This is a genomic window from Neglectibacter sp. CSJ-5 (assembly GCF_032490475.1).
GTDB lineage: Bacteria > Bacillota > Clostridia > Oscillospirales > Acutalibacteraceae > Hominenteromicrobium > Hominenteromicrobium mulieris.
This window is the reverse complement of record NZ_JAVYJC010000003.1, coordinates 1-26,726: the sequence shown is the minus strand read 5'-3', so window position 1 is coordinate 26,726 and position 26,726 is coordinate 1. Positions and strand designations below refer to the sequence as shown.

The following is a 26,726-nucleotide window of genomic DNA, read 5'->3' as shown; positions in this document are numbered from 1 at the left end:
TTTCTCTTTTCTATACACAGTATTTGATTTTAGAGATTTATTTTAGAGGGTGAGCACGAGCTCGATTTCATCGTCATATTTGACATTTATACAAGCTCAGTCTCGGTGTGACCGGTCCTGGCGAAATCGCACAGACCTTCTATGCCGCAGAACACCATACTCTGCACGGCGGCGTCAGTGTAAAACGCCATGTGCTGTGTCATGATGACGTTCGGGAACTGGCGCAGGTAGGCCATATCGCGGTTTGAGAGGATGTCGTCGCGGCGGTTCTCGTGGTAGATGCCGTCTTCTTTATCGAAAACGTCCAGCGCGAGCGCGCCGATCTTCTGTGTTTCAATGCCGCGGATCATATCCGGAATATTCATCAGCTCGCCGCGGGCGCAGTTGATGATGGTGACGCCGTCCTTCATTCTGGCGATGGTCTCGGCGTTCACAAAGTGGCGGGTGCTGTCTAAAAGCGGCATGTGCAGCGAGATGATGTCGCACTCTTTGTAGAGCGTTTCGTTATCCACATAGGTGCAAAGTCCCTTGAGCGACGGGTTTTCGCGGATGTCGCTTGCTAAAATGCGGCAGCCGAAGCCGCTCAAATTTTTGATGACCGCCGCGCCGATTTTGCCGGTGCCGAGGATGCCGACGGTGAGGTTGCGCAGCTCGCGGCCCTGAAGACCCGCAAGGGAGTAGTCGTTGACCTGTGCGCGCCACAGGGCGGGCTTATACTTGCGCAGGCTAAGAAGCATGAGCATGACGGTGTAATCTGCCACGCCGTTCGGCGCGTAGTTGGAGTTGCACACCTTGAGGCCGAGCTCCTTTGCGGCGGTGAGGTCGATGTGGTCGGCGCCGATGGTGCGCGTGGAGATGTATTTTACGCCGCGCTCCTGGACGGCGGTGAGCAGGGCGCGGTCAAAACGTGTGCGACCGAGTATTGTGACGCCCTCGGCCCCGTTTACCGTATCGATGTTTTCGAGCGTCAGGTTATCCTCTGTTTCGGTGAGCTCCACGCCGAGCTTTTCGGCGATGAAGGCAAAGTCTTTCTGTTCGTCCCGGCGGACTTCATAAGCGGCAATTTTCATTTTCATATTCCTCTTTTCGGTAATGTGCAGGCGGATTACAACGTCTGCTTTTGCGCGTTGAAGTGCTTACACCACAGCGCTTTAGTGTGAGCTTTCGCGTATTAGTGCATTACTATGTGATTATTATATATGCTGCGGTTTTTCACGTCAAGAGGGGAAAATGTTTAGAATACAGGTTGTATCTGTGCGGATTTTGTGCTAAAATGACTGTGAAATAAAACGAATGAAGTCAGGTGCTTTATATGACGGACTGGGAAATGAAAGTGCATAATTTTATGTGCCTCAATAAATTGGTGAAAAAGGGCGAGATCGTATTTACGGGCTCCTCGCTGTGCGAGCTGTTCCCGATCAACGAGATGCTGCAAAACGTGGATCCGCGCATCCGCGTGTACAACCGCGGCATCGGCGGCGACGTGACGGACGGACTTTTGGAGCGCATGGATGAATCGATTTTTGACCTCGAGCCGAAAAAGGTGTTCATCAACATCGGCACAAATGACATTAGCCGCCCGGAATATAAGCGCGAGCGCCTGATGAGCCAGTACAGAAAAATTTTGATGCAAATTCAGGCGCGTCTGCCCGAGACGAAAATTTACGTGATGAGCTATTACCCCGTGAACCGCGAGCTGCCCGGCGCAGACCCGGAAGCGGTGAAGGCACAGTTCGGCGCGCGCACGAATGCGGAGCTGAAAGAAGTGAACGCCGAAGTGGAAAAAATGGCAGAGGAGCTGAACTGCACATACATCAATGTGTTCGACTGTCTGCTGGATGAAAAGGGCAATCTGAAAGCGGAATACACCATTGAAGGTATGCACATGTACGCAAACGGCTACGCGGTGGTGCTCGAAAAGCTGATGCCGTATCTGCTGGAGGAATGAACCCTTTAGAGGAGGTTGTTTTGTATGATCAACGGTATTGAAAAGAAGAACATTTCCGTAAAAGAACTGAAAAAAGACGGGCGGTACTTAAACGCCGCGCTGTACACGCCGAAGACGGAGCCGGGCAAAACGTACCCGCTGGTGCTGTTTTTGCACGGCGCGGGCGAGCGCGGAGACGATTTAAATTTGGTGCTCGATTTCACGCCGGGCGCGGACACATTTATGACGGACGCGTGGCAGGCGGAGCACCCGTGCTTTGTCCTCGCGCCGCAGTGCCCGGAAAACCAGTGCTGGGTGCCGTATGTTGATTTACTGGCGCAATCGCTGCTCGAGATGGCGGCGCAGTACCCGGTGGACATCTGCCGCTTGTACGTGACGGGTGTTTCCATGGGCGGCGCGGGCACGTGGGAACTGCTCACGCGCTACCCGCATAAGATCGCGGCGGCCATGCCGATTTGCGGCTATGCGGAGCCGTTTAAGCTGCGCGCGGCAAAAGATGTGCCCGTGTGGGCGTTCCATGCCGAAGACGACCCCGTGGTGCCGGTGACGGGCTATTACCACTCGCCGCACGGCGCGGTGGGTGTGGGCTCGCGTATGGCGATGTCCTCGCTGCGCTCCTCCGGCAACCGTGACGCGCACTACACGGAGTATCCCGCGGGCGAAATGGAAAACGTGTACCACACGCACCCGCACGGTTCTTGGACGGCGGCGTACCAAAACAAAGAAGCGCTGGAGTGGATGTTCGGCAAAACGCGCTTTGACCGCTATGAAATCGAGTTTATCTGCCCGGGCGTGTTCTATATGGAGGACTACAACAACGACTCCATGTACCTTGTGGAGGGCAAAGAAAAGGCGCTGCTTATCGATACCGGCCTTGGCGGCGGCAACGTGAGGAAAATGGCGGAGAGCCTGACATCACTGCCCGTAGAGCTTGCCGTAACGCACGCGCATATTGACCATCTCCTGAGCGGCGATGTGTTCGAAAAATACTACATGAGCAAAAAAGACGTGCCGCTGCTGCCGCGTTTAAACGACGGTACGGGCAAGAATTTTACGGAAAAGGACGTTATCGACATCAAAGACGGCGACGTCATCGACCTTGGCGGCGATGTGAAAATTGAAGTTGCCGAGGTGGAGGGGCACACGCCGGGCAGCGTCGTGTTCATCGACCGCGCGCATAAGTGCATGTTTACCGGAGACGCATTCGGCCTTTGGATGCAGGTGCCGCTTGCACGACCGATTTCGGAGTATAAAGCCGCGGTGCTGCGTCTGAAAGAAAAATTGCAGAAGCCCGGCTATACGGAGCTTGCGTTCCTCGGCGGCCACAGGCGGCAGGAGGGCGGCGAGGATCCGCAGGACAAATATGTGCCGAACAGCTATGAGAAGATTGACGACATGCTGACGCTGTGCGACCTCATTTTGGAAAAGAAAATCGAAGCGAAGCCGTACCCGATGAATTTCGGCGAGCCGGCATTTATCTCCACCTATAAAACCGCGTACATGGTGTTTATGGAATCGGTAAGAAAATAAAAGAATAGACAAAACCGCGCCCTCGGAAGTTTTCCGGGAGCGCGGCTTTGCTTTAAGGGAGCGTAACGATTGATTCGTAGAAATCGGTTTATAGAAGGTTATTCAAAAATCTCTTTATAGACGAGCTTTTTGAATAGGACGACGGCGAGGATGGCGCTGAGAAAATCGGCGACGGCCTGCGAGAACAGCACGCCCATGCAGCCGAAAAGATTGGCCGCGACGAACAGCACCGCCATAAACACGATGCCCTGACGGCTGACGGAGAGGATGGATGAGCCCACCGCCTTGCCGGTCGCCTGAAAAAGGATCGTCATAAGCAGCACGACGCCGACGAACACCATGGAGACAACCTGCAGGCGCAGCATCAAAGCGCCGTCTGCGATGATGGTTTCATTATCCATGAAAATGCGCATAAAGGGCTTGGCTAAAATGAACACGACCGCCGAAAGTGCGAGCGCGAGGCCGCTGATGAATTTCAGACAGAAGCGGAAGAGCTTGCCGAAGCGCTGTTTGTCGCCTGCGCCGTAGTAGTAGCCGAAAAGCGGCTGCCCGCCGAACGAGAAGCCCGTGAGCAGGAGCAGGACAATCATGCTGACCTTGAGCGCGATGCCCATGGCGGCGATCTTCTCGTTGCCGTAAGGCAGAAGAAACTGGTTGACGAGTACGGCGCTGACGCTGGACATGATGTTGACGACCGCAGCCGGGATGCCGATTGCGAAAATATCCTTGACATGGTCGGCGGGGATTCTGGTTTCTTGGATGTCGAGCGTTAAGACCTTGCTCTTTTTCGCGACGACGACCGCGAAGTATACGTCCGAGAAAATGTAACCGATGACGCTTGCCATCGCTGCGCCGCCGGCATTCAGACCGAGCACGGAAATGAAAATGGGGTCTAAAAGGATATTGACGATCGCGCCGCCCATGGTGCCGATCATAGATTCCTTCGACATGCCCTCCGAGCGCAGGAGATTTGAGTGGATGAACGAGAGCACCAGTGCCGGTGCGCCGATTGCGAGCCACGTATAGTAATCGCGCGCGAAGTTAAACGTTTCTTCATTTGCGCCGATGACGTAGAGCAGCGGCGTGCGGAAAAGAAGCATGATAAAGCCCATCAGAACGCCAATCAGAATCGCACCCCAAAAGCAGAACGCGCTTACGCGCCGCGTGGCAGTTGTATCGTTTTTGCCGAGCAGACGCGAAATGAGAGAGCTGCCGCCCTGCCCGAAAATATTGCCGAGTGCCATCAGCGTTGTGAAAAGCGGCGCGCACAGAGAAACGCCCGCAACAATGTTCGTGTTCTGCGTCTGCGCCACAAAGAAGGTATCCGCAAGATTGTAGATCAGCGAGACGGTCATGCTGAGCACCAGCGGCAGGGATAACTTCATGTACGCTTTAGAGACCTTTTTCTCCTCAAAAATTGCGTTTTCCATAGTTCACCTCAAGTTATTTCTGTTCTTATTATAAAGCGCCGCCTTGACAATTATTGTGCCACATGGCACAATAAAATAAAAATGAGGTGATTTTTTTGCGGCGTATTCGAGATAAAAAACAGGTGGAGTATTGGCTTCAAAAAGGGCATATCCGCGAGAATTTTGATACGGAGAATCTGCCGTTTTCCGTCTGCCGATTTGAAAAGGGCGAGTATCTGACGAGGCAGGGCGGGCGGCTTGCGGAGCTTTTGTTCCTCATCGAGGGTGAGGTGCAGATCTACGGCATACGCGAGGACGGCAGTGTAACACCCGTGAACCGGCACGAAGCGCCGGCGCTGCTCGGCGACGCGGAATTTGTGATGGGCGGCGCTTCGAGCTTATTTACCGAGGCGCGAACAACGGTTATTTGCGCCGCACTGCCGATGGAGCCGTACCGCGCAGAACTCGACAGGGACGTGAAGTTCCTGCACCTTTTGCTGCGCTCGTATGCGGGGAAATTTCACACGATGGCAACGCTGGAGGCTTCCGCCAAAACGATTGAGGAGCGCGTGCTGCTCTACATGCGGCATGTGTGTCCGAACGGGGAGATCGGCGGCATAGAGACTGCCCTTTTGCAGCTAAGGTGCAGCCGAAGACAGCTGCAAAGGGTTTTGAAAAAGCTGTGCGAGGAGAATACGGTGGAGAAGGTTGGGAAGGGAAAGTACAGGCTGAAATAAACAACCGCGCCCTCGGAAGTTTTCCGGGAGCGCGGCTTTGCTTATAAAAAATCCGCACGGTCTGAGCGTTTAACAGGGGCCGGTGCGGATTTACTCGTAATTGGATGGATTGGTTTAAAACCGGATCATCGCAAATATGGATGCGCCGACGACGGTTAAAAGGCCGCACACGGCGATGGAGAGGCCGCTCATGGCTTCTTCAATCTCGCCGAACTCACGCGCACGGGAGGTGCCCATGGCGTGCGCACCGGTGCCGCAGGACACGCCGATGGCGACCGGGTGCTTGATGCGGAACAGCTTGAAGATGGCGGCTGCCGCGACGTTGCCGAAGAGACCCGTCACGATGATGGACGCGACGGTGACGGACACCATGCCGCCAAGCTCTTCCGAAAGACCCATGCCGATGGCGGTGGTGATGGACTTCGGCAGCAGTGTGACGTACTGGGTGTGGTCAAGCCCGAATGCTATGCTCAAAACAAGCACGCCGCCGAGGCACGCGAACATGCCGGCCAAAATGCCGCCGATGATGGCGACCGGGTACTTTTTGAGGTACACGAGCTTTTCATACAACGGGATGGCAAGGCAGACGGTGGTGGGGGTGAGCATGTTCTGGAAGAAAATGGCACCCGTGCCGTCGTATGTGCCGTCGGCTTTCAGCTTGCCATACAGGTAGACGTTGTAATCGATGCCGCTGACGAGCATGAAGATGATGAGAATCACGCAGGAGACGAGCAGCGGGTTCAAAATGGACGACTTAAAGCGCTTTTGAATGGCGCAGGCGAGCACATAGGCGACGCCGGTGATGAAAATGCCGAAAAACGAGGTATTCGACGCAATATCATTTAACATCGGTTTGTTCCTCCTTTTCGCATGCTTCAAGCGCTTCTGCGCGCTCTTCCTTTTCTTCTTTGGTCTGTAAACGGATGAGTCCCTGTGTGGTCAGGCCGGAGACCGCCATGGTGAGGACGGTAGTCGCGAGGGAGATGACAATGATGGGAATGAGAATGTCTTTGTAGCTGTCGTAGCTCGCAATGAGACCGACAGTGGGACCGACGAACATGACGGGCATGAGGGTGATGAGCCAATCGGCCGTGGTTTTTACGTGGTCAAGCTTTACGATATGCGTGACGAGCAGGAGCAGCATGAGCAAAAGACCGTAGATGCTGCTCGGCACGGGCAGGGGAATGAGGTAGTGCAGCAGTTCACCGATAAACGAGACCGTTGCGATCAGGGAAATTTCGGAAAAGTGCTTCACGCGGTGACGGCCTCCTTTGCTTCTTTCTTTTCGGGAGCAGGCTCGGCCTCTTCAGGCAGCGGCTTTGCGGCGAACATGCTGGCAACGATAGGCCCGATGATCTGGTGGACGACCGTTGCGATGACACAGGGCAGGATGGCCATGGTATCCGGGAACGCGGTCTTTGCGAGCGTGCAGGAAAGGCCGGAGTTCTGCAGACCAACCTCAAGCGACAGCGTGCGGACCTTCTTTTCGTTGAAACGGAACACCTTGGCGGTGACGTAGCCCGCGAGCAGGCCGAGCACATGGTGCAGCGCAACGGCGAGCACGGTAACGAGCACGACGGTGACGCCGTGGGTTGTGAACTGGTCTCGGTTCGGGCCGACGCACAGACCTTCCACGAGGATGATGCAGGCGGTGGAAGCCTTGACGAGGAAATCTTTAAGGCCGTTTACGCGGTCGCCGAGCGCGGTGTGTACGGCGATACCGAGGAGGATCGGCAGCAGGACGACGAGCACGATGCTGATGAACATGTTCCAGAAGTTGACGTCAATCCACTGACCGGCGAGCACGAGCGTGAGGGACGGGGTGAGCACCGGCGCAAGCAATGTGGTGCACATGGTGATGGTGATGGAGAGCGCCACGTCACCCTTTGCAAGGAACGTCATGACGTTTGACGCGGTGCCGCCGGGCACGCAGCCGAGCAGAACGAGGCCGACGGCAATCTGTGCGCGGACGGTGGGGTCACCCACACCCGTGAGGGACAGCAGCGATGCGACAAGCCAGCCGAAGCCTGCCATGAAGACGTACTGGCTGCAAATGCCGATAAGCACATCGGTCGGCTTTTTGAGGATGTACTTGAAGTCGTCGGCTTTAAGCGTCATGCCCATGCCGAACATGATGACGCACAGGAGCATGTTGACGAAGCCGAAGCTCGGGAAGTTTTCTTTCAGGAACGGGATGCCGGAAAGGTCAATCGAGATGTTCTGACCCATCCACACAAACGGCTGCGGAACAAGCAGGGAGAAGACGACCATGGGGACCGTCAAACACAGGAGCACATTTTTGGAGAAGAAAGTTTTGAATTTCTGTAATGCGGACATTGGAAATTACCCCTTTTTGAGCGTAAAACAGGCGGCAGAGACGAACTCGTGCCGCCCTGTTTCGTTTTTTCTTACCTTTTATAGGATCCTTAAATCATTTCTTTGCGGCTTTGAAAGCACGGCCCTTGGCGTTTTCGCGGCGCATGGACTCGAGGAAGTTCTCACGCGTAACGCCCTGCGGCATGTGCGCCCACTCGGTCGTCTGCATGAATTTATCCGCCATTTTGTCGAACTCGGATTCCTGGATTTCCACGTCGTCGAAGCAGACCGGCAGGCCGATGGAATCGTTGAACTGCATCAGGCGGTCTTCTTCCTCGAACTGGCCGGCATGCTCTAAGAGGCACAGCACGCCGAGCGAAACGACCTCGCCGTGCAGGTGATGGTGGCCGTGCTCTGTGACGGTGGAGCCGTAGTAGACGCAGTGGGCGAGCGTGGAGTTGTAATAATAATCATTTACGGTGGTCATCATGTTGGAGACGATGCCGGTGGAAACGATGATATCCAGCGTGACCTGGTCGAGCGCGAAGGATGCCGTTTTGTTGCGGATGGAAGCGAGCGCCTCTTTGCCGTACTGCACGAGCGGATCGGTGCAGACGCGGCTGACCTGACGGCCCATGAGCGGGGTGTGGGCGAGCGTGTCGTCTTTCGATGAGAAGATGGCTTCACACTCCTTGCTCAGCGCGTCGCCGATGCCGGCCCAAAGGAGCTGCTCCGGGGAATCTGCGATGACGGCGGAGTTGATGAAGCAGTGGTTTGTGAGCTTCGGGTAATAATACTCGCGGAAGGAGCCGTCTGTATTATAGATCACGTAGATGGCGGTGACGGAAGCGCAGTTCGACGCAACGGTCGGGAAGGTAAAGAGCGGCTTATCGAGCTTATCGGCAACATACTTGCCGGTATCGCAGGCGCGGCCGCCGCCCATAGCAAAGATCATGTCGGCTTTCTGCACGAGCGGGTTTGCGATAAGGGCATCGCCGTTTTCGTAGGTGGAATCGCCGCCGTAGGGGAGGAAGCCCAAAAGCTCGACGTCGGAGCCTTCTACGCCTTTAAGCAGAGCCGGCTTTGCTTTTTCCATAGCGGTCTCGCCGCCGAGGACAACAGCCGTTTTGCCGAAGAAGCGCGTGACATACGGCACTTCGTTGTAGCAATCCGGGCCGATGGAATAGCTCGGCAGATGTACGCTGTAATTGACATTGTAGTTTTCCATGATAAACGCTCCTTTGGATCTCCTTTTGAGATCGCTTAAATAAATTGAAATAAGAAAATGAAATAAAAAACGCTTTACTGGAAGTTAGGGTGTGGAACAGTGGAGTAAAGAAGCAGTACCACGCGAAGACAGTGCACAAGATGCGTAAACAGATTTTTCGTCAGGGCGTACAGAAATTCCGCAGGCAGGCTGGCGCCTGTCAAGGGATTTATGTGCGGAATGGCGGAAAATATGCAAGCATATTGTGTGCTGAGCCGTCAGGCGTTCTTTGCGCGGTATTGCTTCAAAATAAAAAAGTCCTGAAAGTCTCTTTAAGACCTTCAGGACGTGTAAATCACGCGGTACCACCTGAATTCAGGGCGGTTGCCCTGCACTTAACGGAATCCAGCAATTCCTTCTTCTGTAACGGGAAGATCCCGTCAGCCTCTACTCGTTCTCTTTGGAAGCTGCTGCTCCGGAGGGATGATCACACGGGGTTGCCTGCGGCGCTTTCACCACCCGCCGCTCGCTTTGAGGAAGATGCCGTGCGCTTGTCTCCATCAACACTTTGTGACTATTATTTTATACGTCTTCCGGCAAAAAAACAAGCATCATAATTTGAAAGATGTTTAAACTGAAATTGCATTTATTTGTGGATTTCATCAAAAAGCACTTTGAATTTACAAGTTGCATCGCTGCTTCCTGCTTATTTGGGGTGGCAGGTATGCAAATTTTCTGCCGCGGCACGGTTTATGCCAAAGGGGCAAAAGGCGACATTTTCATGTACAATAACACAGTTTGGCCCCAAACAGGCGCGTTATGCGGCTTTGAACCGGAAAAATTTGCGCAGTCTGCACAAAGGCATTTGCTGCAACTAACTTTGTGTTTGACTAAACGCCGAAAATGGGGCTGCGTGCGTCTTTTTGGGGCAAAAAGTGTTGACAAATTATGAATAAGGCGGTATGATTAGTGACGGTTAGAGTGATCTAACCTATTTCACAGCATCTGGGTTAGCAAAAACTAATTTGTGCAGCCTAACCGTGCCGTTTCGGCGCGGAGAATTTTCAGGAAAGAGGGAAAAACTGTGATGCCGTTGTCATTTGCCACAGAGGGCGAAGAAAACATCATCAAGCAGGTAGGCGGAAAAGCGGAAGTCCGTGCTCACCTCGAAAACCTCGGCTTTGTAGCCGGTGCCGCCGTGAAGGTCATTACCTCCATGGGCGGAAATATCATTGTTAACATTAAGGACTCTCGTGTAGCAATCAGCCGCGAGATGGCCGCTAAGATCATGATATAAGGAGGAAGAACCAATGAAGACACTGAAAGAAGTCAAGATCGGCGAGACCTGCAAGGTTGTTCGTCTGCATGGCGAGGGTGCCGTAAAGCGCCGCATCATGGACATGGGCATCACGAAGGGTGTGGACGTTTTCGTCCGCAAGGTTGCGCCGCTCGGCGACCCGGTGGAAGTAACGGTTCGCGGCTATGAGCTTTCCCTGCGCAAAGCGGATGCCGAGATGATCGAGGTCGAATAAGCCCTCGCAAAACACCGACTTAGTTATCTTTTACTTGAAGGTTAGTAAATTCTAACCTTTGGGTTTAATCTTATCGGAAGGATATGAGTAACAGATGAAGATCAAAATTGCCCTTGCCGGCAACCCGAACTGCGGTAAAACAACGCTGTTCAACGCGCTGACCGGCTCCAACCAGTTCGTCGGCAACTGGCCGGGCGTTACGGTCGAGAAGAAGGAAGGCAAGCTGAAGAAGCACGACGACGTTGTGATCACGGACTTGCCGGGTATCTACTCCCTTTCTCCGTACACGCTGGAAGAAGTTGTTGCACGTAACTACCTCATTCAGGAGAGACCTGAAGCCATCCTTAATATTATCGATGGTACGAACCTTGAACGCAACCTCTACCTGACCACCCAGCTCGTTGAGCTCGGTATTCCGGTCGTTGTTGCAGTCAACATGATGGACGTCGTAAATAAGAACGGCGACAAGATCGACACCAACGCACTGGGCAAGGCGCTCGGCTGCAAGGTCGTTGAGATTTCCGCTTTGAAGGGCACCGGCATTGAGGAAGCAGCAGAAGCCGCTATCCATGCAGCCCAGAACACGAAGACGGTCCCGCAGCACAGCTTCAGCGGTGTGGTTGAGCACGCGATTGCACACATTGAAGAGGTTGCCGTACATACCCTCCCCGAGGAGCAGCAGCGCTTCTTCGCGATTAAGATCTTTGAGCGCGACGAGAAGATCATTGAGCAGCTGGGCCTTACGCAGGACAATCGCAAGCACATTGAAACGGACATTGAAGCGGCTGAAAAAGAGCTTGATGACGACGCGGAAAGCATCATCACGAACGAGCGCTATGTTTACATTGCTTCCATCATCAAGCAGTGCTATAAGAAAAAGAACAACGGCGGTCTTACCGTTTCCGATAAGATCGATAAGGTCGTAACGAACCGTATTCTGGCTCTGCCGATCTTCGCAGTTGTTATGTTTATTGTTTATTACATCTCCGTTACGACGGTCGGTACGGTTGCGACCGACTGGGCGAACGACGGCGTGTTCGGCGACGGCTGGCATCTGTTCGGCATCGGCGCAGGCGAGTACGAAGACGTTTCCGGCGAGTTCGGCGATGCGGCAAATGTCATCGACGCATTCGTAACGGCTGAAGGTGCGGACGACGTTGCAGACGCCATCGACACCGAGAACGAAGCGTTTGACGCGGCGGCAGCGGCTTCTGCGCTGGATACGTTTGCAGAGTCTGTTCCGGACGATGCAACAGCGGATTACACCCTCGTTGATGAAGAAACGCTGGCTGAAGAGGATGTCACTTACACAGGCGCAGAGCTCAAGGAAGCGGTTGCGACTTATGAGTCCTACGGCTGCGAAGAGCCGGATCCTGCTGACTACGGCGTTTGGGTTCCGGGTCTGCCGGGTATCATCGAAAGCGGTTTGGACGCTGTAAATTGCGCAGACTGGCTGAAGGGCCTCATTCTTGACGGTATCGTAGCCGGTGTTGGCGCGGTTCTCGGCTTCGTTCCGCAGATGCTCGTTCTGTTCATCTTCCTTGCATTCCTCGAGTCTTGCGGTTACATGGCGCGTATCGCGTTCGTTATGGACCGTATCTTCCGTAAGTTCGGCCTTTCCGGCAAGTCCTTCATTCCGATCCTCATCGGTACAGGCTGCGGCGTGCCGGGCATCATGGCTTCCCGTACGATTGAAAACGAGCGTGACCGCCGTATGACCATCATGACGACCACGTTTATCCCCTGCGGCGCCAAGCTTCCGTTTATCGCAATGATCGCGGGCGCTATCTTCGGCGGCGCACCGTGGGTTGCTCCGAGCGCATACTTCCTCGGCATTGCAGCGATTATCTGCTCCGGTATCATTCTGAAGAAGACAAAGATGTTTGCGGGCGATCCGGCTCCGTTCGTTATGGAGCTGCCGGCTTACCACTGGCCGACCGTCAGCAATGTGCTCCGCTCTATGTGGGAGCGCGGCTGGTCCTTCATTAAGAAGGCAGGCACCATCATCCTTCTGTCTACCATCATTGTTTGGTTCACCACCTATTTCGGTGTTGTCGACGGCGCGTTCAGAATGCTCACCGAAGACGAGATCAGCAACAGCATTCTTGCTACCATCGGCAACGCGATTGCTTGGATCTTTGCACCGCTTGGCTGGGGCAACTGGCAGGCTGCTGTGGCTTCCATCACCGGTCTTGTTGCGAAGGAGAACATTGTCGGTACGCTTGGTATCCTCTATGGCGGCGGCGACGGCACGGTTTACAGCAACATGGCTTCCCACTTCACGGTGGTCAGCGGCTATGCGTTCCTTGCGTTCAACCTCCTGTGCGCACCTTGCTTTGCGGCAATCGGTGCAATCAAGCGTGAGATGAACAACGCAAAGTGGACCTGGTTCGCAATCGGTTATCAGTGCGGCTTTGCTTATCTTGTAGCGTTCGTCGTCAACCAGCTCGGCAGCATTGCACTCGGCACGGCGAATGTCTTCGGCATCATCGTTTCCATCGTGCTCATCGCGCTCTTTATCTTCCTGCTGGTTCGCCCGTACAAGGAGAGCACCACGCTGTCCGACAGAGCTGTTAAGGTTAAGTAATCTTACTCCGTAATTTAAATTCGCAAATTCAGGAATTATCCAAGCCGAAAGGAGAGATCGTTATGCTGACTTGGCTTTCGCAAAACATAGGAACAATAATCGTGTTGCTGGTCGTTGTTCTCATCGTCGCTGCGATCGTAAAATCGATGAGGCGGGATAAGAAAAACGGCAAGTCCTCCTGCGGCGGCAACTGCGCGGCTTGCCGCGGCGGCTGCGCGCACGCACAGAAGTAAAGACCGCGAGGCCTCCGTTAACCATAAACATGGAGGCAGCACCGATAGGCGTTCTTTGTTCGGTGTTGCCTCTACCTCCTGAAAGGCGGGCACAGCTTGGAAACAGGTTGTGCCCGTTTTGCGTATTGTAAGAAACTTTTCAGTTGAATTCCCCAATTTGCGTGCTATAATGAAAATGCAGAGATATGCGCTGCATTCGGTTTGTTTTACAAAAGACGGGAGGTCTTTTTAGTGGAGAATAAAAGAAGCGTCACCGTAGTGGCGGCGCTTGTGCGTGAGGGGAATCAATTTCTCATCGGGCAGCGGCCGGAAGGCAAAGCCCGCGCAGGTATGTGGGAATTCATCGGCGGCAAAACGGAGCCGAATGAAACGAACGAGGAAGCCCTCATCCGCGAGTGCAGGGAAGAGATCGGCGTTACGGTAGAAGTGGGCACGCTTTTTATGGACGTGCTGCATGACTACCCGGATCTGTTCGTACACCTGTTTGTCTATAACACGAAGATTACAGAGGGCGAGCCGCAGCGGCTTGAGCATCAGGATTTTCGCTGGATCACGCCCGGGGAGATCGACGACGTTGTGTTCTGCCCCGCAGATGTGGATGTGCTCGCGAAGATCAAGGCGGAGTTTCCTGCCGGGGGAGCAAACTGATGCGCCCCACTTTGCGCACGCTGTTTTTGCACGGCGGTGATATTTTGAAATCCCCGGGTATGCAGATTGCAAAAGAGAACATGCAGCACGGGTCTGTGAGCGTGTTTGAGCACTCCGTGTGCGTGGCTCTTGTGTGCCTGTGGCTTGTGCACCGACTGCACCTCAAAGTGAACCAGCGCGCTCTTGTGCGCGGCGCTTTGCTGCACGATTATTTCCTCTACGATTGGCACACGCCCGACCCCGCGCACAGGCTGCACGGGTTTCGGCACGCCGGAACGGCCCTGCGCAATGCCGACCGCGACTTTGAGCTGAATGACACGGAGCGCGACATGATCAAAAAGCACATGTTTCCGTTAAATCCCGCCCCGCCGCGGTTCAAAGAAACGGCTGTTTTGTGCCTTGCCGATAAATACTGCGCGCTGCGCGAGACCGTTTTGCAGCGGAAAAAAGCGAATAAGTGAAAACAACAAAAGCTCCCGCGGAGAAAATTTGCGGGAGCTTTTTTGTATCCGGCTGATTTTGAATATCCGATTTAAATCAAGTCGTGTGTTTCGATGGAGATGCACCTTGTTCCGTCAAAGGTGAAGTGCACGATCCACGGTGCTTTGGAGCGCATACGGATAAAATCTTCATAGCCGAAAGCCGAATCATAGAAGTTGATGATCGTGCTCAGCGCTGTACCGTGACCGCCGATGACGATGTTCTGCCCGGCGCAGGTCAACAGAATTTTTTGCAGCGCATCGATGTTGCGCTCCTGCACCGTGTGCAGGCATTCGCCGTCTGTGTAGCGGTAGTCAAAGTCTGCCCACTGTGCTTTGCAGAAGCTGTCGAAATCATCGATCCAAGCGGAATCAATGCGGCGTTCGCGCAGGTCGTCTATCAGGGTGATGGGAAGATGCGCCTGTGCGGCAAACGGCTGCACGGTGTCCACGGCGCGCTTATAAGGACTGGAGAACACGCGATCAATAGACTTGTCCGCAAGAAAAGCGGTCACAAGGGCGCAGTCGCGCATACCTTTTTCGGTCAGCGGGCGGGTCAGATCGTCGTGAACACTGTAATCCGGCTGCGCATGGCGGACGTAATAAAGATGGGTCATGGAAAAACCTCCTAAAAGTATACGGTCGCTGCACACTGCAAATAGGGTTCGTCAAAAAGCACGCGAGAGAACGTCTATCTGTGTGATGATATCGCGCAGGCGGTCTCCGGCAACGATGTATTCCAGCGCGTCGTCCGGCGTATCAAAGTATTGTTCGGTATCCGGCTGGTTCCAGAGATAGGCCATGATCCGATGCTCCGGTTTCGGTTGGCAGCCGCTCATTCCGAAATGAACGCCTTTCCATTCGAATTCAATTTCATCTCCGCGCCCTATGCAGTCCTTGAATTCCGCAATAGATTCAAAACGATCGTCTTCCAGAGTGTTGCAAGCAGGAAAAATAGTGTCCATATCGTTACCTCCATATTGTTTGAATTCGGGGACATTTCCGTCCCAATAATTTTTAGTGTCGCCCCAATGAAAATGGTTGTGTTCCCAGACTAGTTCGTGGTCGTGCGGTATGGAATGGTGGCGTGGGTAACCGTGATCCGAAAAATGTCGTTCTGAAACCGCTTTGCCATCTTCACCGATTTTGGTAAGTCGAAGATTTCCATTTTTGTCTTTGGTAGTTTTAATTTCTCCCGGTTTACCTATAAATCTTTCATCGTCCGGTTTCTTAGGTTTCCATTCGCCGCCATAAGCACTGCCCATGCCTTTTTCTTCTTGCTGGGGGAATACATAACCTCTTTTTATCAGTATAGCACGGCTTTTGACAGGAGACAACTGTCCTGTGAGATATTTTGCATATTTTGAAGACTTGCTATGGTTTTGATATTTCCAAGAAGAAAGTTCATAATCTACAAAAATGATGTTGCCTTCCATTTCAGGAAATGGGGTATTGTAACAAATAATCCGTTCGGGTTCGATTTGCCGAAGCATTTCGCGATAACCTTTTAGGAAAAAGTCTTTTTGATCGGCGTGATTGCCATGCTCAGAAACCATGTAAGTGGATACCGCCACAACACTCCCCTTTGGAATGCCCTTGAAACAGAAATCAAAGGTATTTTCGTCTCCCCAACTTACGGTTGGAATAACCCGAATTCCTTTTGAAGCAAAATATGCGCCGCACCAGCGGTTTCTAAAAGTGTTATAAAGCTGCATTGAAGGGTTCATCTCTCTATAGATACTGAAATCTGGAGATAGAACGGCTCTGTAGCGTTTCAGTTTTTCTATATCATAGTCCGGTTTTTTCCATATCCGTTCAAATTTATAATCATATAAAAAGAAATGAACCATGCGGTTTAAGTGATGCTCATCTCTGATGTTGGTGCGGTCAAAGCCGATTAACAGCAGATTTTGAAAGTCTTTATCCCCGAAATTTCCTTTGGGAATAATAGGAATCTTAAATTTGTCTTTGCCATGAAACTGGTTTCTTAGCATGATTTGACTTGTGCGATATTCTCGATTCTCTTCAGTCATTTTTACATCTCCTCTATAAGTAAAATGAAGTCTTTCTACCTATAGAGGAAAACACGGCAAAAGTTTCCCTGAAAAAGGAAACTTTCGCTGCATTTTCTGCAAAAAATATTTTGATGAATAGTTTTAGAAACGAAACGGCATTCACTAACGATTTTGGAAAAGAAGAAGCTTTGAAATGTGCAAAAGCTTTTTTCAAAAGAAAAAACCACGAATCAAAAAGACTCGTGATTTTTGGAGCGGGCGAAGGGAATCGAACCCTCGTATTCAGCTTGGGAAGCTGATGTTCTGCCATTAAACTACGCCCGCGTATTCATTTTGCTATATTATCTATTCTAATATAAATTGAGGAAAAAATCAAGAGGGAAGTTCGTTTTGGGGCATTTTTTTGTTTTGCGTTGTAAATAGATATGACCCACAGAAGGTAAAGAAAAGAGGGATATAAAAGAATCAGGCGTTAGAAAGAATTTCACGGAGGAGATCAAGAGGGCTTTTGCTGCCCAGCGTGCGCATGGGCTTTCTGTTGCTCCAGTGCAAATGATCTTTGAGCTTTCGGTTTAGATCTTTTACACTTGCAAACTTTTCCCAGTTGTAAAAATAGCGCCGGTCGTTTCGATGACTCCGCTCTACCTTGCCGTTGTGCCAAAGCGTTCTGGGTGGGATCAGCTTGTGCCGCACATTGTGAACTTTAATCACTTTTTCTGTTCAAAAGTTCTATCAACTCCTGCTCCCTTTCTGCGGGGCTGCACCCCGTTTTTTTCAGTATAACACAGCGTTATTTTCCGTGCAATGATTTTTCAAAAGAAAAAAGTGCAGGTTTAACAATTTTGTAAAAAACGCATAACACAAAAAGCGAAAAGTACCACTATACTGATAATCGAAAAGAAAAGATGAATACAAAGAGGTGGTTCCCTTGGAACATAAAGTGAACACGATAAACGTGAAAACATGCAGCTTTTAAGACGAAAACATCACAACAAAGAGGAGAATGACTTATGTTTGACATGAGACCGTATCGTAACAATAATGATAGAAGAAACAACCTGAGTGCTTACAACCCGTTCCGTGAAATGGACGCGTTTGAGCGTAATTTCTTTAACGATCCGTTCGGCAGCTGGTTCGACCACAGCGCGCTCGCATCGTTCAAGACCGACATCAAGGATAACGGCGACAGCTACACGCTGGAGGCCGACCTGCCGGGCTTTGACAAGAAGGACATCCATCTCGATGTCAACGGCGACACGCTGACCATTCACGCCGAGCGCAAGGCAGAGCAGGAAGAAAAGGACGACAAGAACAACTACGTCCGCTGCGAGCGCTCCTTTGGCTCGTACAGCCGTCAGTTTGACCTGAGCAGCGTAGACGCCGACCACATGAAGGCGACCTACGACAACGGCGTTTTGAAGCTTGAAATGCCGAAGAAGGCCCTGCCGGACAGCGCGCGCCACATTGAGATCGAATAAGCCTACCGTCCTTTGACGCAGAATAATATAGAATGAAATGGGGAGCCGTGCGTGTACCTTGCGCGGCTCCCCGTTTCTGTTTTATTTCAGCGTTTCCACTGCGGATTTCTCCACCGGCAGTGTTGCCTTATAGCGCCCCAGGAACTTCTCAAAGCCCTGCATGTCGGTTTCATCGGGCTCTGCGGTCTCGCTCTTTGCCTCGGCGAAAACGTTCTTATCGAGGTAATCTTCCAGCGTTTCGCCGTCCTCTGCGTTCACAAGGTAAGAAGCCAGCAGCGCCATGCCCCACGGGCCGCCCTCGCCCGCCGTTTCCATCACGGAGACCGGCGTATGCAGCGCACCTGCCATCAGCTTTTGACCCACGCCCTTCGCCTTGAAGAACCCGCCGTGGCCAAGCAGCGAATCAACCTCCGCGTGCTCCTTTTCAATCAGAATATCCATGCCGATTTTCAATGTCGCCATCGCGGAGTAAAGCTGCGTGCGCGCAAAGTTCTGGAACGTAAACGCGCTGTCCGGCAGGCGCATAAACAGCGGTCTGCCCTCCTCCATGCCAGTGATCGGCTCGCCGGAGAAGTAGTTGCACGAAACGAGCCCGCCGCAATCGGCGTCGCCCTTTAAAGCCTCAAAGAACATCGTATCAAGCGCCTGCGGCATGGAGCACTTCGCGCCGATGAGCTCCGCAAACGACTTAAACAACCCCGCCCACGCGTTGATGTCGGACGTGCAGTTGTTGCAATGCACCATCGCAACGGGCTTGCCGGTCGGCGTCGTCACCATGTCGATCTCCGTGTGTACTTTAGAAAGTGCCTTTTCGAGCACGATCATCGCAAAAACAGACGTGCCTGCGGAGATATTGCCCGTGCGCACACGGACGCTGTTCGTTGCCGTCATGCCCGTGCCGGCGTCACCTTCCGGCGGACACAACGGCGCACCGGGCTTTAAGGTGCCGGTGGGGTCAAGCAAAAGCGCACCCGCGTCGGTCAGCTCGCCCGCGTCCTCGCCCGCAAGGCGAATCTGCGGCAGAATGTCGCGCAGCCGCCACGGCAGGTTGTGCTCCTTGTGCAGAATATCAAACGTGTCCATCATGCCGGAATCGTACACGTTGTGCTCGCTGTCAATTGGGAACATGCCGGAGGCATCGCCGATACCGAGCACCTTCTCACCCGTCAGCTTCCAGTGCACATAGCCCGCAAGCGTCGTGATGAACGCAATGTCCTTCACATGCGGCTCGTTGTTTAAAATCGCCTGATGCAGATGCGCAATGCTCCAGCGCTGCGGAATGTTAAAGCCAAAGCGCGACGTAAGGTCGGCGGCAGCCTCCTCCGTCATCGTGTTTCGCCATGTGCGGAACGGCACAAGCAGCTCACCCTCGCGGTCAAACGCCAAATAGCCGTGCATCATCGCGGAAAACCCCAGCGCCTTCAAATGCGTGATCTTCTCGCCGTATTTCTCCTCTACCGATGCCGCAAGGTTCTTGTAGCTCTCCTGAATGCCGTGCCAAACGTCGTCCATGTGGTACGTCCACACACCTTGCTCCAAGCGGTTTTCCCAGTCATAGCTGCCGGAAGCCAGCACCTCGCCGTGCGGCCCGATGAGCACCGCCTTAATGCGCGTAGAGCCAAGCTCCAAACCGAATACCGCTTCGCCCCCGCGGATCAGCGCGGCAGTCTCGTTGCGTTCCATATATACCCGTCCTTTCACGGCAAACCCGCCGTTTGTATGATTTTCTCATTCCGTCACTCGTATCACTTGTACGAACAACTCTATATAATCATACCGAAAATCATCGCATTTTTCAAGAGAAAACATTGCCGAAATTCCTCTGCGGAATTTGTATCGTGTGTGAAACCGTTTGCTTCAAAACAAAAAATGTCCCAAAACGAACTTCCTGTCCGTGCTAAAATGATATGACCCAAAAAAAGAAGAGAAGTAAACCTCAAAGTGGTATAGTAGAATCACCACAAACCACCAAAACGCCACAAAGAGGTAACTTCTCATGAACAGGATAACACAAGAAGCATATAAGCGCCAAGCCGTAGTGAAAACAGCACAATAACTGCCTGAAAGGCGCAGCGAGACGGGACGAAAAGCACTTATACCGATGGACAGCCATAGACGAATGCACCTGAATACGATTTATTTACGGGTTTGAGGAGCATACACTGGAAAACTCGGTAAAGTTCTTCAAAATGCTTCAAAAAGTATTTCCGTTCAAGATTCAGACAATCCAGACGGATAACGGGACGGAGTTTACATACAAGTACATCAGCGATACGGAACTCTGTCCGTTTGACATCGCTTTGAAGAACGCCGGCGTGCAGCACAAGCTGATTCCACCCAGAACGCCATGGCACAACGGCAAGGTAGAGCGGAGTCATCGAAACGACCGGCGCTATTTTTACAACTGGGAAAAGTTTGCAAGTGTAAAAGATCTAAACCGAAAGCTCAAAGATCATTTGCACTGGAGCAACAGAAAGCCCATGCGCACGTTAGGCGGCAAAAGCCCTCTTGATCTCCTCCGTGAAATACTTTCTAACGCCTGATTCTTTTCTATCCCACTCTTTTTATCTCTTTGTGGGTCATATCTATTTACAACGCAGACAAAAAAAGTGATTAAAGTTCACAACTTATTGACAGTGTGCTCGGCGATTTCTATACTGAAAGCAATATAAAAATGATTTGCGGGAGGTGCACTATGAAGAAGCACGACTTTGGCGCGTGGTTTCTTCTGTGTGAACTCCTGTTTCTTTTTATACCGGGTGTTTCGGCCATGGCAGAAGAGACGGAGCCGCTGTTCGCATTCGCAGCACAGGCAGAAGAGGTGCGTCCCGGCGGATCGTTCGCCGTGACCTGCACGCCGGCGCGCGGGGACATCGGCGCGTTCGTTCTGTTTGCGGATTTTGACGCGGAAGTCATAGCCAATGCGAAGGCCGAGTTGCCGGAAAGTGTGAAATCGCGTCACGTGTATACCTCGCAGCAGGACGGACGTTTTGCGCTCGTTTACACGGCGAAGGACGGCGGCGTACTCACGGAGCCGTTCACGCTGGTGTTCCGTACGGAGCGCGGCGCGGAGTTTGATGCGGTGACGGTCAGCTTTTCCGTGACCGATGCGGCGAACGCTGTGGGGCAAGAACTAATAGATACGGTGCAGACGGCGGAAAAGACGTTCACTTACGTAAAAGAGCCGGAGATCGGCGCGGCACTGCTTTCGCTCATCCCGCCGACGGGCACGCTTTCCCCGAGTTTTGACCCGGAGAGGTTCCAATATTCGCTCTCGGTGCCGTTTTCCGTCACGTCACTCGTTTTCGACGCCCAGCCGGCTGAAGACTGTTCTGTGCGCGTGAACCGCAAAAATCTCGGCGCGGGCGGCAGCACGGTCGATTTTGAATTCACCGTGACGTCCGAAAGTGGCGAAACGGCAGTGTACACCGTGGCCGTCACGCGTGAGACAAAACCCGTGACGGCGGTGGCAGGAAAGACGGGCACGTCGTCCGCCGCAAAGGGGAAAGACGCGGCAAGCAGTGAAAAGCCTGCGGAAAGTGAGGCCGCCGAAGCCAATGCAGAAGAAGCACCGGCCGAAACAACCGTTGTGACAGGAGAAGCGCGCGACGCGAATCTGACCCATACGGAAGCGGAGAAAAACGCCCGTGCGGCACAGACAGACCGTCTTGTTACGGCTGCCATCGTGCTGCTTGCGGTGGCGTTTGGCTTTATGCTCGCCGTTTTATGGCAGCGTGTTTCCGAAAAGAAGGGGGAAAAGTCCGGTCCGCGCCACGGCGCATGATGCACACGCTGCGCTCCGTTTTCATACTATGAACTGCGAGCTTGTCTTGCAAGTATAGTTTGAAAGGAGACACAGCACATGGCAGATGAAAACACCATGCTGCGCGGCTGCCGCACCACCTGTACGCCGCTGCCCGAGGACCCCGTGCCCGGCATGGCCTACGTGCCGTTTCAGCAGTGGAGCGAAACCTACGAGCCGGCGCGCGCGCTCGATGACGGCACACTGTTCCCGGTTTTGAATAAACCGTTTTACGGAAGGCGGGGTGAGCCGCGGTGAACGAACAGCAGCGTTTAAGGCGGCACATTTCCGCCGTGCAGTTCGCGATGTGGGAGCTGCATTTGTATCTTGATTCGCATCCGTATTGCAAAGAAGCGGCGAAAAAGCTTGCTGCTTACCGCGAGGAATACGATAAGCTTACGGCCGAGTACGAAAAAGCGTACGGCCCCTTAAACGAGACTTCGCGCTCAACGAGCCGCTGGGCGTGGATCAGCGACCCGTGGCCGTGGGAAACGGAGGCGAACGAGTAATGTGGATTTATGAGAAGAAGCTGCAGTACCCCGTACGCATCAAAAACCCGAACCCCGCGCTCGCAAAGCTCATCATAAGCCAATACGGCGGTCCTCACGGAGAATTAGGCGCTTCCCTGCGCTACCTCAGCCAGCGCTACTCCATGCCCTACCCGGAGCTTCGGGCGATATTGACGGATATCGGTATCTCTGTTTCAGAAATGCCGCTTTTGGGGTCTAAAACGCCTTTTGAGGCCTTTGCGACGGCGTAACTCCACTTAATTGGGAGCAAATTCAGGTAAACATCAACGGTATCCTTGCTTTGGACGACCATTTTGTCTAAAATCTGTGAATAAAACGCATCTTCATATTCGACACCGCTGACGATTTCATGAATGGCAGCGGTGATTTCTTTCATCACGCTTTCCTGCTGATCGGCGAGGAGGTGCTGCTGGTCTATGCCGCTGATCGTATCTTGCAGCTCGCAAATCTCCTTATCGCAGGCTTCGCGTTTAGTGATGAATTCCTGCTTGGTGATCGCGCCGGATATGCACAGGTCGATCAGCTGCGTGCGCTTATCCTCGACAGTTTGAATTTGTTCTTTGAGCTTTTCAATATGCGAATAGTCGGTGTTTACGGAAAGCACGGATTGAATGACCGAAAGCAAATTAGCGGTGATTTTCTTTTCCTCTAATTGCAGACTGCGGGTCACGAGGTACATGATATGAACGGCATCTTCATTGCGAATGCTTGGATTTGAGCAGCCAAGCGGATTTCCGGCTTTATCGGTGTGCGAGCTGCCTTGTGTAGCGGACTTGTAGCATCTCCATGCTTTGTAGCGGGTTCCGTTATTTCGATTTTTATATCTTGCCACATAGCTGGAGCCGCAGCAGCCGCACTTGATTTTGCCGGAGAACGGATAGCGGTTAGAGTGCTTTGCCTTGCCTTCCTGCGTTAGAGATTTTTCATCTAAAATACGGTTGGCTTTCTCAAAAAGTTCTCGGGAAACGATGGGTTCGTGGTGGTCTTTGATGATGACAAATTCTTCTTCGCCGCGGTTATATTTCTTTTCGTGAGAGAGAAAATCCGGCGTGAAAGTTTTCTTTTGCACGAGGTCGCCGCAATACTTTTCGTTGCGGATCACGCGCAAAATGACGGTGTTGCTCCACTCTTTGACGCGCATAGGCGTGATGCCTGCTTCGCGAAGCTCGCGCGCGATGACGTGTGTGCCTTTGTTTTCGTTTGCAAACTTATGGAAGATAAGCCGCACGATTTTGGCGCCGTCTTCGTTGATGGTCATTTTGCCGTCTTTAACATCGTAGCCTAACATGCTCCTGCCGAACACAACGCCTTGTTCCATGCGGCGCTTTTGCCCCCACTTCACACGTTCGGACGTCTTACGGCTTTCTTCCTGCGCAATAGAGGACATGATCGCCAAGCGGAGCTCTGCATCGCCGTCTAAGGTGTTGATGTTGTCGTTCATAAAAATCACGCCGACGCCGTGTTTTTTGAGGTCGCGCGTGTAATAGATGCTGTCGAGCGTATTTCTTGCGAAACGGGAAATCTCTTTCGTGATGATCAAATCGAAATCGCCCTCTTTGGCGCAGGCGATCATGCGCTTGAATTCGCTGCGCTTTTTGGTGTTGGTGCCGGAGATGCCTTCGTCGGCAAAAATCTCGTAAAGCTCCCAATCGGGGTTGCGCTCAATATACTGTCTGAAATAGCGCTGCTGGCTCTCAAAGGAATTTGCCTGATCTTCGTGGTCGGTGGAAACGCGGCAATAGGCAGCCACACGCTTTCGCACATCGACTATTTTTCGCTCTTGATTCATGCGTTCATATCGGTTCATATAAATCCCCCTTTTACAGTGAGTGTTTCTGTGCCTATTATTATAGAAAGCGAAAATTGGTTTGTCGAATGTGCAAATTTGTTTTTACAGTTTGTTTCGGATGGCTTTCCACAATACCGCCCCCTGAAGTTGTTAATTTTCTCGATCACATTAGAGAATGCTGTTGGCAGTTAAATATTCGTGTAAAAATCGGTGAAATTTTCTTTCACAAGGAATGTTTCTGTTTTATGGTATTACAGATTTGATTTTTGCTTTCTCTTTTTCCCAGTTCAGCTAAACATTCTTGATATTGAGCGGGTGTCAGCAGATTTCGCTGTTTTAAGGAGAGAAGAATGCTTTTCCGCAAGTTCAGAAAGAAAGCTGCATGCTCCTTTTCATCCAATTTTGGAAGCGGTTCACCGATATAGATAAATTCTCTGTGCGCCAAATTACCACCTCGTGGTGCAAGTATATGGGAGCTTACTTGTACCGGATAACAAATAAAAACAAAGTCTTTATGTTTTCAGCATTTATCCCATAACCCGATACTTACGGCGAGGGCTTTATAGATGTTTACCACCACTTCCGACGGGATATATGGTATATGTTTCACCTACATTCTGACATGAAAAAGCCGAGGGGCTTTCATAGTGAAAACCTCTCGGCTATGTAGTTATCTGCATAGGCGTTGACTGTTTTATTTGCAAATCTATTCTGTTGTATGTGACAAGTATTGGAGAATGTGCCTCTGTCAAAAAATTAGAATTTGCGCGAACCTTTTTTTCGACGGAAGATATACAGATGTATTCGATTGCTATAATACGAATCTCTGCGCGATAAGCAATTTTTTCTGAAATCAGCCAATATTAAATAAAGTGAAAAGAAAGTTATTACAGTGCCCTCAGCAGAAATGCCATATACAATGGAAGCGTCAGAACTTGCCCCATGCGACCAACATTATAGTCTCCAAGCTTGATGGCGCTGCTGACGTGATATTTTTCCGGATGATTCAAAATCGTCTTCGTACTCTTGATGTTGCCGGTCGCAGCTTTTACTTCCACGAGCGTACACTCGCCTTTGTAGCGGATTACAAAATCTACTTCCAAGCCGGAATCCTTGTGGAAATAATAGAGCTTCCGTCCCATCTTTGTAAAAATATCGGCAATCAGGTTTTCAAAGATGGCACCTTTGTAGCCGAAAAGATTACCCTGCAGAATGTCATACTGCGTGCCGTCTTCCAGCATACTGACGAACAGACCCATATCGCGCATATATACCTTGAAAGTGTCCTCTTCGGCGTTGCCGTCCAGCGGCAGTTCGGTAATGGAGAGGTTATAGCAGCGGGAGATGATTCCCGCATCCTCGATCCATTGCAGGCTCCCGGCATATTTCGCAGCTGTGGAGCCTTTTCGGACAACAGAATACTGGAATTTCTTATTTTCCTTGGCTAACTGACGGGGGATGGACTGGAAACACTCCTTGATGCGGGACTTGTCTTTCTTTTCCGCGTATTTCACCATGTCGTCTTCATAAGAACGCACGATGTCACGCTGGATACGCAGCACTTCGTTCATCTGCTTGCTGTCCACAAAAGTCTGTACCGCATCCGGCATTCCGCCGACGACGGCATATTGCAGCAGGAGCTGCTTCATGCGGCTGTGTAATGCGTCCGGCACCGGCGTTTCCGTATCCAATGCTTTTTGCAACATATCAATGACCGGCTCGGAGATCCCGTTTGCCCACAGGAATTCCTCAAAATCTAGCGGATACATATCAATTACGGTTTCCGAACCTACGGGAACTGATTTCGGCTCCTTGCCATAGCCTTTTACGCCGAGCAGAGAGCCGGTACCGATCACATCGTACCGACCGTCGATCCGAAAGAATTTCAATGCGGTTCGGGCCTCGGGGCAATCCTGTATCTCGTCCAACACCAGAACGGTCTCTCCGGTCTCAAAATCTGCCTCTTTCCCAAGCAGCGCAGAAAGCAACATGACGATGTTGTCAATGTCCAGAGACCCCGCAAAAACGGAAGCATAGTCCGGATTCTCGAAGAAATTCAGATAGACCACATGCTTATAATTTTTCTTAGCAAACTCCAGCACGGAAAAGGTTTTTCCGCACTGTCTGCATCCTTTAATGATCAATGGTTTGTGTCCCGGTGTGTTTTTCCATTCAGTCAATCGCTTTTCTATTTTTCGTTTTAACATCGCGGCTCCCTCCGAATCGTTTTCCTAACTTTGCGCATAGCATATCACAAATTGTGAACTTTTTCAAGGGACTTTAATTACAAATTGAAAACTTTTTCGGACGACTTTTTGCGATAAAATAAAACTTTTTAAAACGACTTTTTGCAAAAACTACGAAAATTTGTAGTAGTCAAGAAAAGTAGACACGAAAAATATTTATTTTTGATTTGCTTTTTCAAAAGTAGACATGAGGAATATTTTTGCAGAAGTTGTTTTTTCAAAAGTGGACACGGACAATAA

At 51.8% G+C, this 26,726-nt stretch carries 28 protein-coding genes, 1 tRNA gene, 1 pseudogene and 1 other annotated feature; of the genes and pseudogenes, 16 read left to right on the top strand and 14 right to left on the bottom strand.

Annotation, left to right across the window (positions count from 1 at the left end; all coding sequences use genetic code 11):
• Positions 1-86: 86 nt before the first annotated feature.
• Entirely contained in the window at positions 87-1,070 is a 984-nt protein-coding gene (locus R2K26_RS06890) for a D-isomer specific 2-hydroxyacid dehydrogenase family protein (protein ID WP_316519359.1), read from the bottom strand.
• A 257-nt stretch (positions 1,071-1,327) separates the two neighbouring features.
• Between R2K26_RS06890 and R2K26_RS06885 the strand changes: the two genes are divergently transcribed.
• Together R2K26_RS06885 and R2K26_RS06880 are read left to right on the top strand one after the other, a co-directional pair.
• Entirely contained in the window at positions 1,328-1,948 is a 621-nt protein-coding gene (locus R2K26_RS06885; RefSeq protein WP_316519358.1) for a GDSL-type esterase/lipase family protein, read from the top strand.
• Positions 1,949-1,972: 24 nt separating this feature from the next.
• Positions 1,973-3,478, top strand: coding sequence for an MBL fold metallo-hydrolase (locus R2K26_RS06880; protein ID WP_316519357.1), 1,506 nt, complete (start codon positions 1,973-1,975; stop codon positions 3,476-3,478).
• A 98-nt stretch (positions 3,479-3,576) separates the two neighbouring features.
• Here the strand turns inward: R2K26_RS06880 and R2K26_RS06875 are convergent, their stop codons facing one another.
• On the bottom strand, positions 3,577-4,908 hold the full coding sequence (locus R2K26_RS06875) for an MATE family efflux transporter (RefSeq protein WP_316519356.1): 1,332 nt from the start codon (positions 4,906-4,908) through the stop codon (positions 3,577-3,579).
• Positions 4,909-5,003: 95 nt separating this feature from the next.
• On the opposite strand from R2K26_RS06875, the gene R2K26_RS06870 reads away from it, so the two are divergent.
• Positions 5,004-5,624: a cyclic nucleotide-binding domain-containing protein gene (locus R2K26_RS06870; RefSeq protein WP_316519355.1), complete on the top strand. Its 621-nt coding sequence runs from the start codon at positions 5,004-5,006 to the stop codon at positions 5,622-5,624.
• Between the two features lie 114 nt (positions 5,625-5,738).
• On the opposite strand, the gene R2K26_RS06865 is transcribed toward R2K26_RS06870, so the two are convergent.
• The 4 genes from R2K26_RS06865 to R2K26_RS06850 form a co-directional block, all read right to left on the bottom strand.
• Positions 5,739-6,473, bottom strand: coding sequence for an LrgB family protein (locus R2K26_RS06865; RefSeq protein ID WP_316519354.1), 735 nt, complete (start codon positions 6,471-6,473; stop codon positions 5,739-5,741).
• Positions 6,463-6,879 carry a CidA/LrgA family protein gene (locus R2K26_RS06860; RefSeq protein ID WP_316519353.1) on the bottom strand — a complete coding sequence of 139 codons (417 nt, stop codon included), beginning with the start codon at positions 6,877-6,879 and terminating at the stop codon, positions 6,463-6,465. Before R2K26_RS06860 ends, R2K26_RS06865 begins: the two co-directional genes overlap by 11 nt.
• Positions 6,876-7,961: a bile acid:sodium symporter family protein gene (locus R2K26_RS06855; RefSeq protein WP_316519352.1), complete on the bottom strand. Its 1,086-nt coding sequence runs from the start codon at positions 7,959-7,961 to the stop codon at positions 6,876-6,878. Before R2K26_RS06855 ends, R2K26_RS06860 begins: the two co-directional genes overlap by 4 nt.
• Positions 7,962-8,055: 94 nt before the next feature.
• Positions 8,056-9,168 carry an iron-containing alcohol dehydrogenase family protein gene (locus R2K26_RS06850; protein ID WP_316519351.1) on the bottom strand — a complete coding sequence of 371 codons (1,113 nt, stop codon included), beginning with the start codon at positions 9,166-9,168 and terminating at the stop codon, positions 8,056-8,058.
• Between the two features lie 318 nt (positions 9,169-9,486).
• Positions 9,487-9,720, bottom strand: a binding site (T-box leader).
• Positions 9,721-9,799: 79 nt separating this feature from the next.
• On the opposite strand from R2K26_RS06850, the gene R2K26_RS06845 reads away from it, so the two are divergent.
• The 7 genes from R2K26_RS06845 (at position 9,800) to R2K26_RS06815 (ending at position 14,608) form a co-directional block, all read left to right on the top strand.
• Positions 9,800-10,099 carry a hypothetical protein gene (locus R2K26_RS06845; RefSeq protein WP_316519350.1) on the top strand — a complete coding sequence of 100 codons (300 nt, stop codon included), beginning with the start codon at positions 9,800-9,802 and terminating at the stop codon, positions 10,097-10,099.
• Positions 10,100-10,231: 132 nt separating this feature from the next.
• Positions 10,232-10,444, top strand: coding sequence for a FeoA family protein (locus tag R2K26_RS06840; RefSeq protein WP_176820350.1), 213 nt, complete (start codon positions 10,232-10,234; stop codon positions 10,442-10,444).
• Positions 10,445-10,457: 13 nt separating this feature from the next.
• Positions 10,458-10,679, top strand: coding sequence for a FeoA family protein (locus tag R2K26_RS06835; protein WP_176820351.1), 222 nt, complete (start codon positions 10,458-10,460; stop codon positions 10,677-10,679).
• Positions 10,680-10,773: 94 nt separating this feature from the next.
• On the top strand, positions 10,774-13,266 hold the full coding sequence (feoB, locus tag R2K26_RS06830; protein WP_316519349.1) for a ferrous iron transport protein B: 2,493 nt from the start codon (positions 10,774-10,776) through the stop codon (positions 13,264-13,266).
• A 62-nt stretch (positions 13,267-13,328) separates the two neighbouring features.
• Positions 13,329-13,499 (top strand): FeoB-associated Cys-rich membrane protein, encoded by a 171-nt coding sequence (locus R2K26_RS06825; RefSeq protein WP_316519348.1) that lies wholly within the window; start codon positions 13,329-13,331, stop codon positions 13,497-13,499.
• Positions 13,500-13,730: 231 nt separating this feature from the next.
• Entirely contained in the window at positions 13,731-14,147 is a 417-nt protein-coding gene (locus R2K26_RS06820) for a (deoxy)nucleoside triphosphate pyrophosphohydrolase (protein ID WP_316519347.1), read from the top strand.
• Positions 14,147-14,608 (top strand): HD domain-containing protein, encoded by a 462-nt coding sequence (locus tag R2K26_RS06815; protein WP_316519346.1) that lies wholly within the window; start codon positions 14,147-14,149, stop codon positions 14,606-14,608. Before R2K26_RS06820 ends, R2K26_RS06815 begins: the two co-directional genes overlap by 1 nt.
• Before the next feature lie 71 nt (positions 14,609-14,679).
• Here R2K26_RS06815 and R2K26_RS06810 read toward each other — a convergent pair whose 3' ends face one another.
• From R2K26_RS06810 to R2K26_RS15445, 4 genes are all read right to left on the bottom strand, one after another.
• On the bottom strand, positions 14,680-15,243 hold the full coding sequence (locus R2K26_RS06810) for a histidine phosphatase family protein (RefSeq protein ID WP_316519345.1): 564 nt from the start codon (positions 15,241-15,243) through the stop codon (positions 14,680-14,682).
• Positions 15,244-15,294: 51 nt separating this feature from the next.
• Entirely contained in the window at positions 15,295-16,659 is a 1,365-nt protein-coding gene (locus tag R2K26_RS06805; RefSeq protein ID WP_316519344.1) for a DUF4417 domain-containing protein, read from the bottom strand.
• A 232-nt stretch (positions 16,660-16,891) separates the two neighbouring features.
• Positions 16,892-16,965: transfer RNA gene (locus tag R2K26_RS06800), tRNA-Gly, on the bottom strand.
• A gap of 141 nt (positions 16,966-17,106) precedes the next feature.
• Positions 17,107-17,334 carry an integrase core domain-containing protein gene (locus tag R2K26_RS15445; RefSeq protein WP_396897229.1) on the bottom strand — a complete coding sequence of 76 codons (228 nt, stop codon included), beginning with the start codon at positions 17,332-17,334 and terminating at the stop codon, positions 17,107-17,109.
• A 317-nt stretch (positions 17,335-17,651) separates the two neighbouring features.
• Here R2K26_RS15445 and R2K26_RS06795 point away from each other — a divergent pair, with 317 nt between their 5' ends.
• Positions 17,652-18,119 carry an Hsp20/alpha crystallin family protein gene (locus tag R2K26_RS06795; RefSeq protein WP_308448888.1) on the top strand — a complete coding sequence of 156 codons (468 nt, stop codon included), beginning with the start codon at positions 17,652-17,654 and terminating at the stop codon, positions 18,117-18,119.
• An 81-nt stretch (positions 18,120-18,200) separates the two neighbouring features.
• Here R2K26_RS06795 and R2K26_RS06790 read toward each other — a convergent pair whose 3' ends face one another.
• On the bottom strand, positions 18,201-19,802 hold the full coding sequence (locus R2K26_RS06790; RefSeq protein ID WP_316519343.1) for an FGGY-family carbohydrate kinase: 1,602 nt from the start codon (positions 19,800-19,802) through the stop codon (positions 18,201-18,203).
• Between the two features lie 506 nt (positions 19,803-20,308).
• Here R2K26_RS06790 and R2K26_RS06785 point away from each other — a divergent pair.
• The 5 genes and pseudogenes from R2K26_RS06785 to R2K26_RS06765 form a co-directional block, all read left to right on the top strand.
• Positions 20,309-20,662, top strand: a complete 354-nt coding sequence (locus tag R2K26_RS06785) for an integrase core domain-containing protein (RefSeq protein ID WP_316519342.1) — start codon at positions 20,309-20,311, stop codon at positions 20,660-20,662.
• A gap of 152 nt (positions 20,663-20,814) precedes the next feature.
• Positions 20,815-21,903, top strand: a complete 1,089-nt coding sequence (locus R2K26_RS06780; RefSeq protein WP_316519341.1) for a cadherin-like beta sandwich domain-containing protein — start codon at positions 20,815-20,817, stop codon at positions 21,901-21,903.
• Positions 21,904-21,981: 78 nt separating this feature from the next.
• Positions 21,982-22,179, top strand: coding sequence for a spore coat associated protein CotJA (locus R2K26_RS06775; RefSeq protein WP_308448886.1), 198 nt, complete (start codon positions 21,982-21,984; stop codon positions 22,177-22,179).
• Positions 22,176-22,430 carry a spore coat protein CotJB gene (locus R2K26_RS06770; RefSeq protein WP_176821399.1) on the top strand — a complete coding sequence of 85 codons (255 nt, stop codon included), beginning with the start codon at positions 22,176-22,178 and terminating at the stop codon, positions 22,428-22,430. Before R2K26_RS06775 ends, R2K26_RS06770 begins: the two co-directional genes overlap by 4 nt.
• Positions 22,430-22,615, top strand: a pseudogene (locus R2K26_RS06765) (manganese catalase family protein); the annotation flags it as partial. The gene R2K26_RS06770 and the pseudogene R2K26_RS06765, both read left to right, overlap by 1 nt.
• Here the strand turns inward: R2K26_RS06765 and R2K26_RS06760 are convergent.
• The 3 genes from R2K26_RS06760 to R2K26_RS06750 all read right to left on the bottom strand — a co-directional run bounded on the left by R2K26_RS06760 (position 22,579) and on the right by R2K26_RS06750 (position 26,447).
• Positions 22,579-24,258 carry a recombinase family protein gene (locus R2K26_RS06760; RefSeq protein WP_316519340.1) on the bottom strand — a complete coding sequence of 560 codons (1,680 nt, stop codon included), beginning with the start codon at positions 24,256-24,258 and terminating at the stop codon, positions 22,579-22,581. The pseudogene R2K26_RS06765 and the gene R2K26_RS06760 sit on opposite strands and share 37 nt — an antisense overlap.
• A 205-nt stretch (positions 24,259-24,463) precedes the next feature.
• On the bottom strand, positions 24,464-24,685 hold the full coding sequence (locus R2K26_RS06755) for a hypothetical protein (RefSeq protein ID WP_316519339.1): 222 nt from the start codon (positions 24,683-24,685) through the stop codon (positions 24,464-24,466).
• Positions 24,686-25,127: 442 nt separating this feature from the next.
• On the bottom strand, positions 25,128-26,447 hold the full coding sequence (locus R2K26_RS06750) for an ATP-binding protein (protein WP_316519338.1): 1,320 nt from the start codon (positions 26,445-26,447) through the stop codon (positions 25,128-25,130).
• Positions 26,448-26,726: the final 279 nt, after the last annotated feature.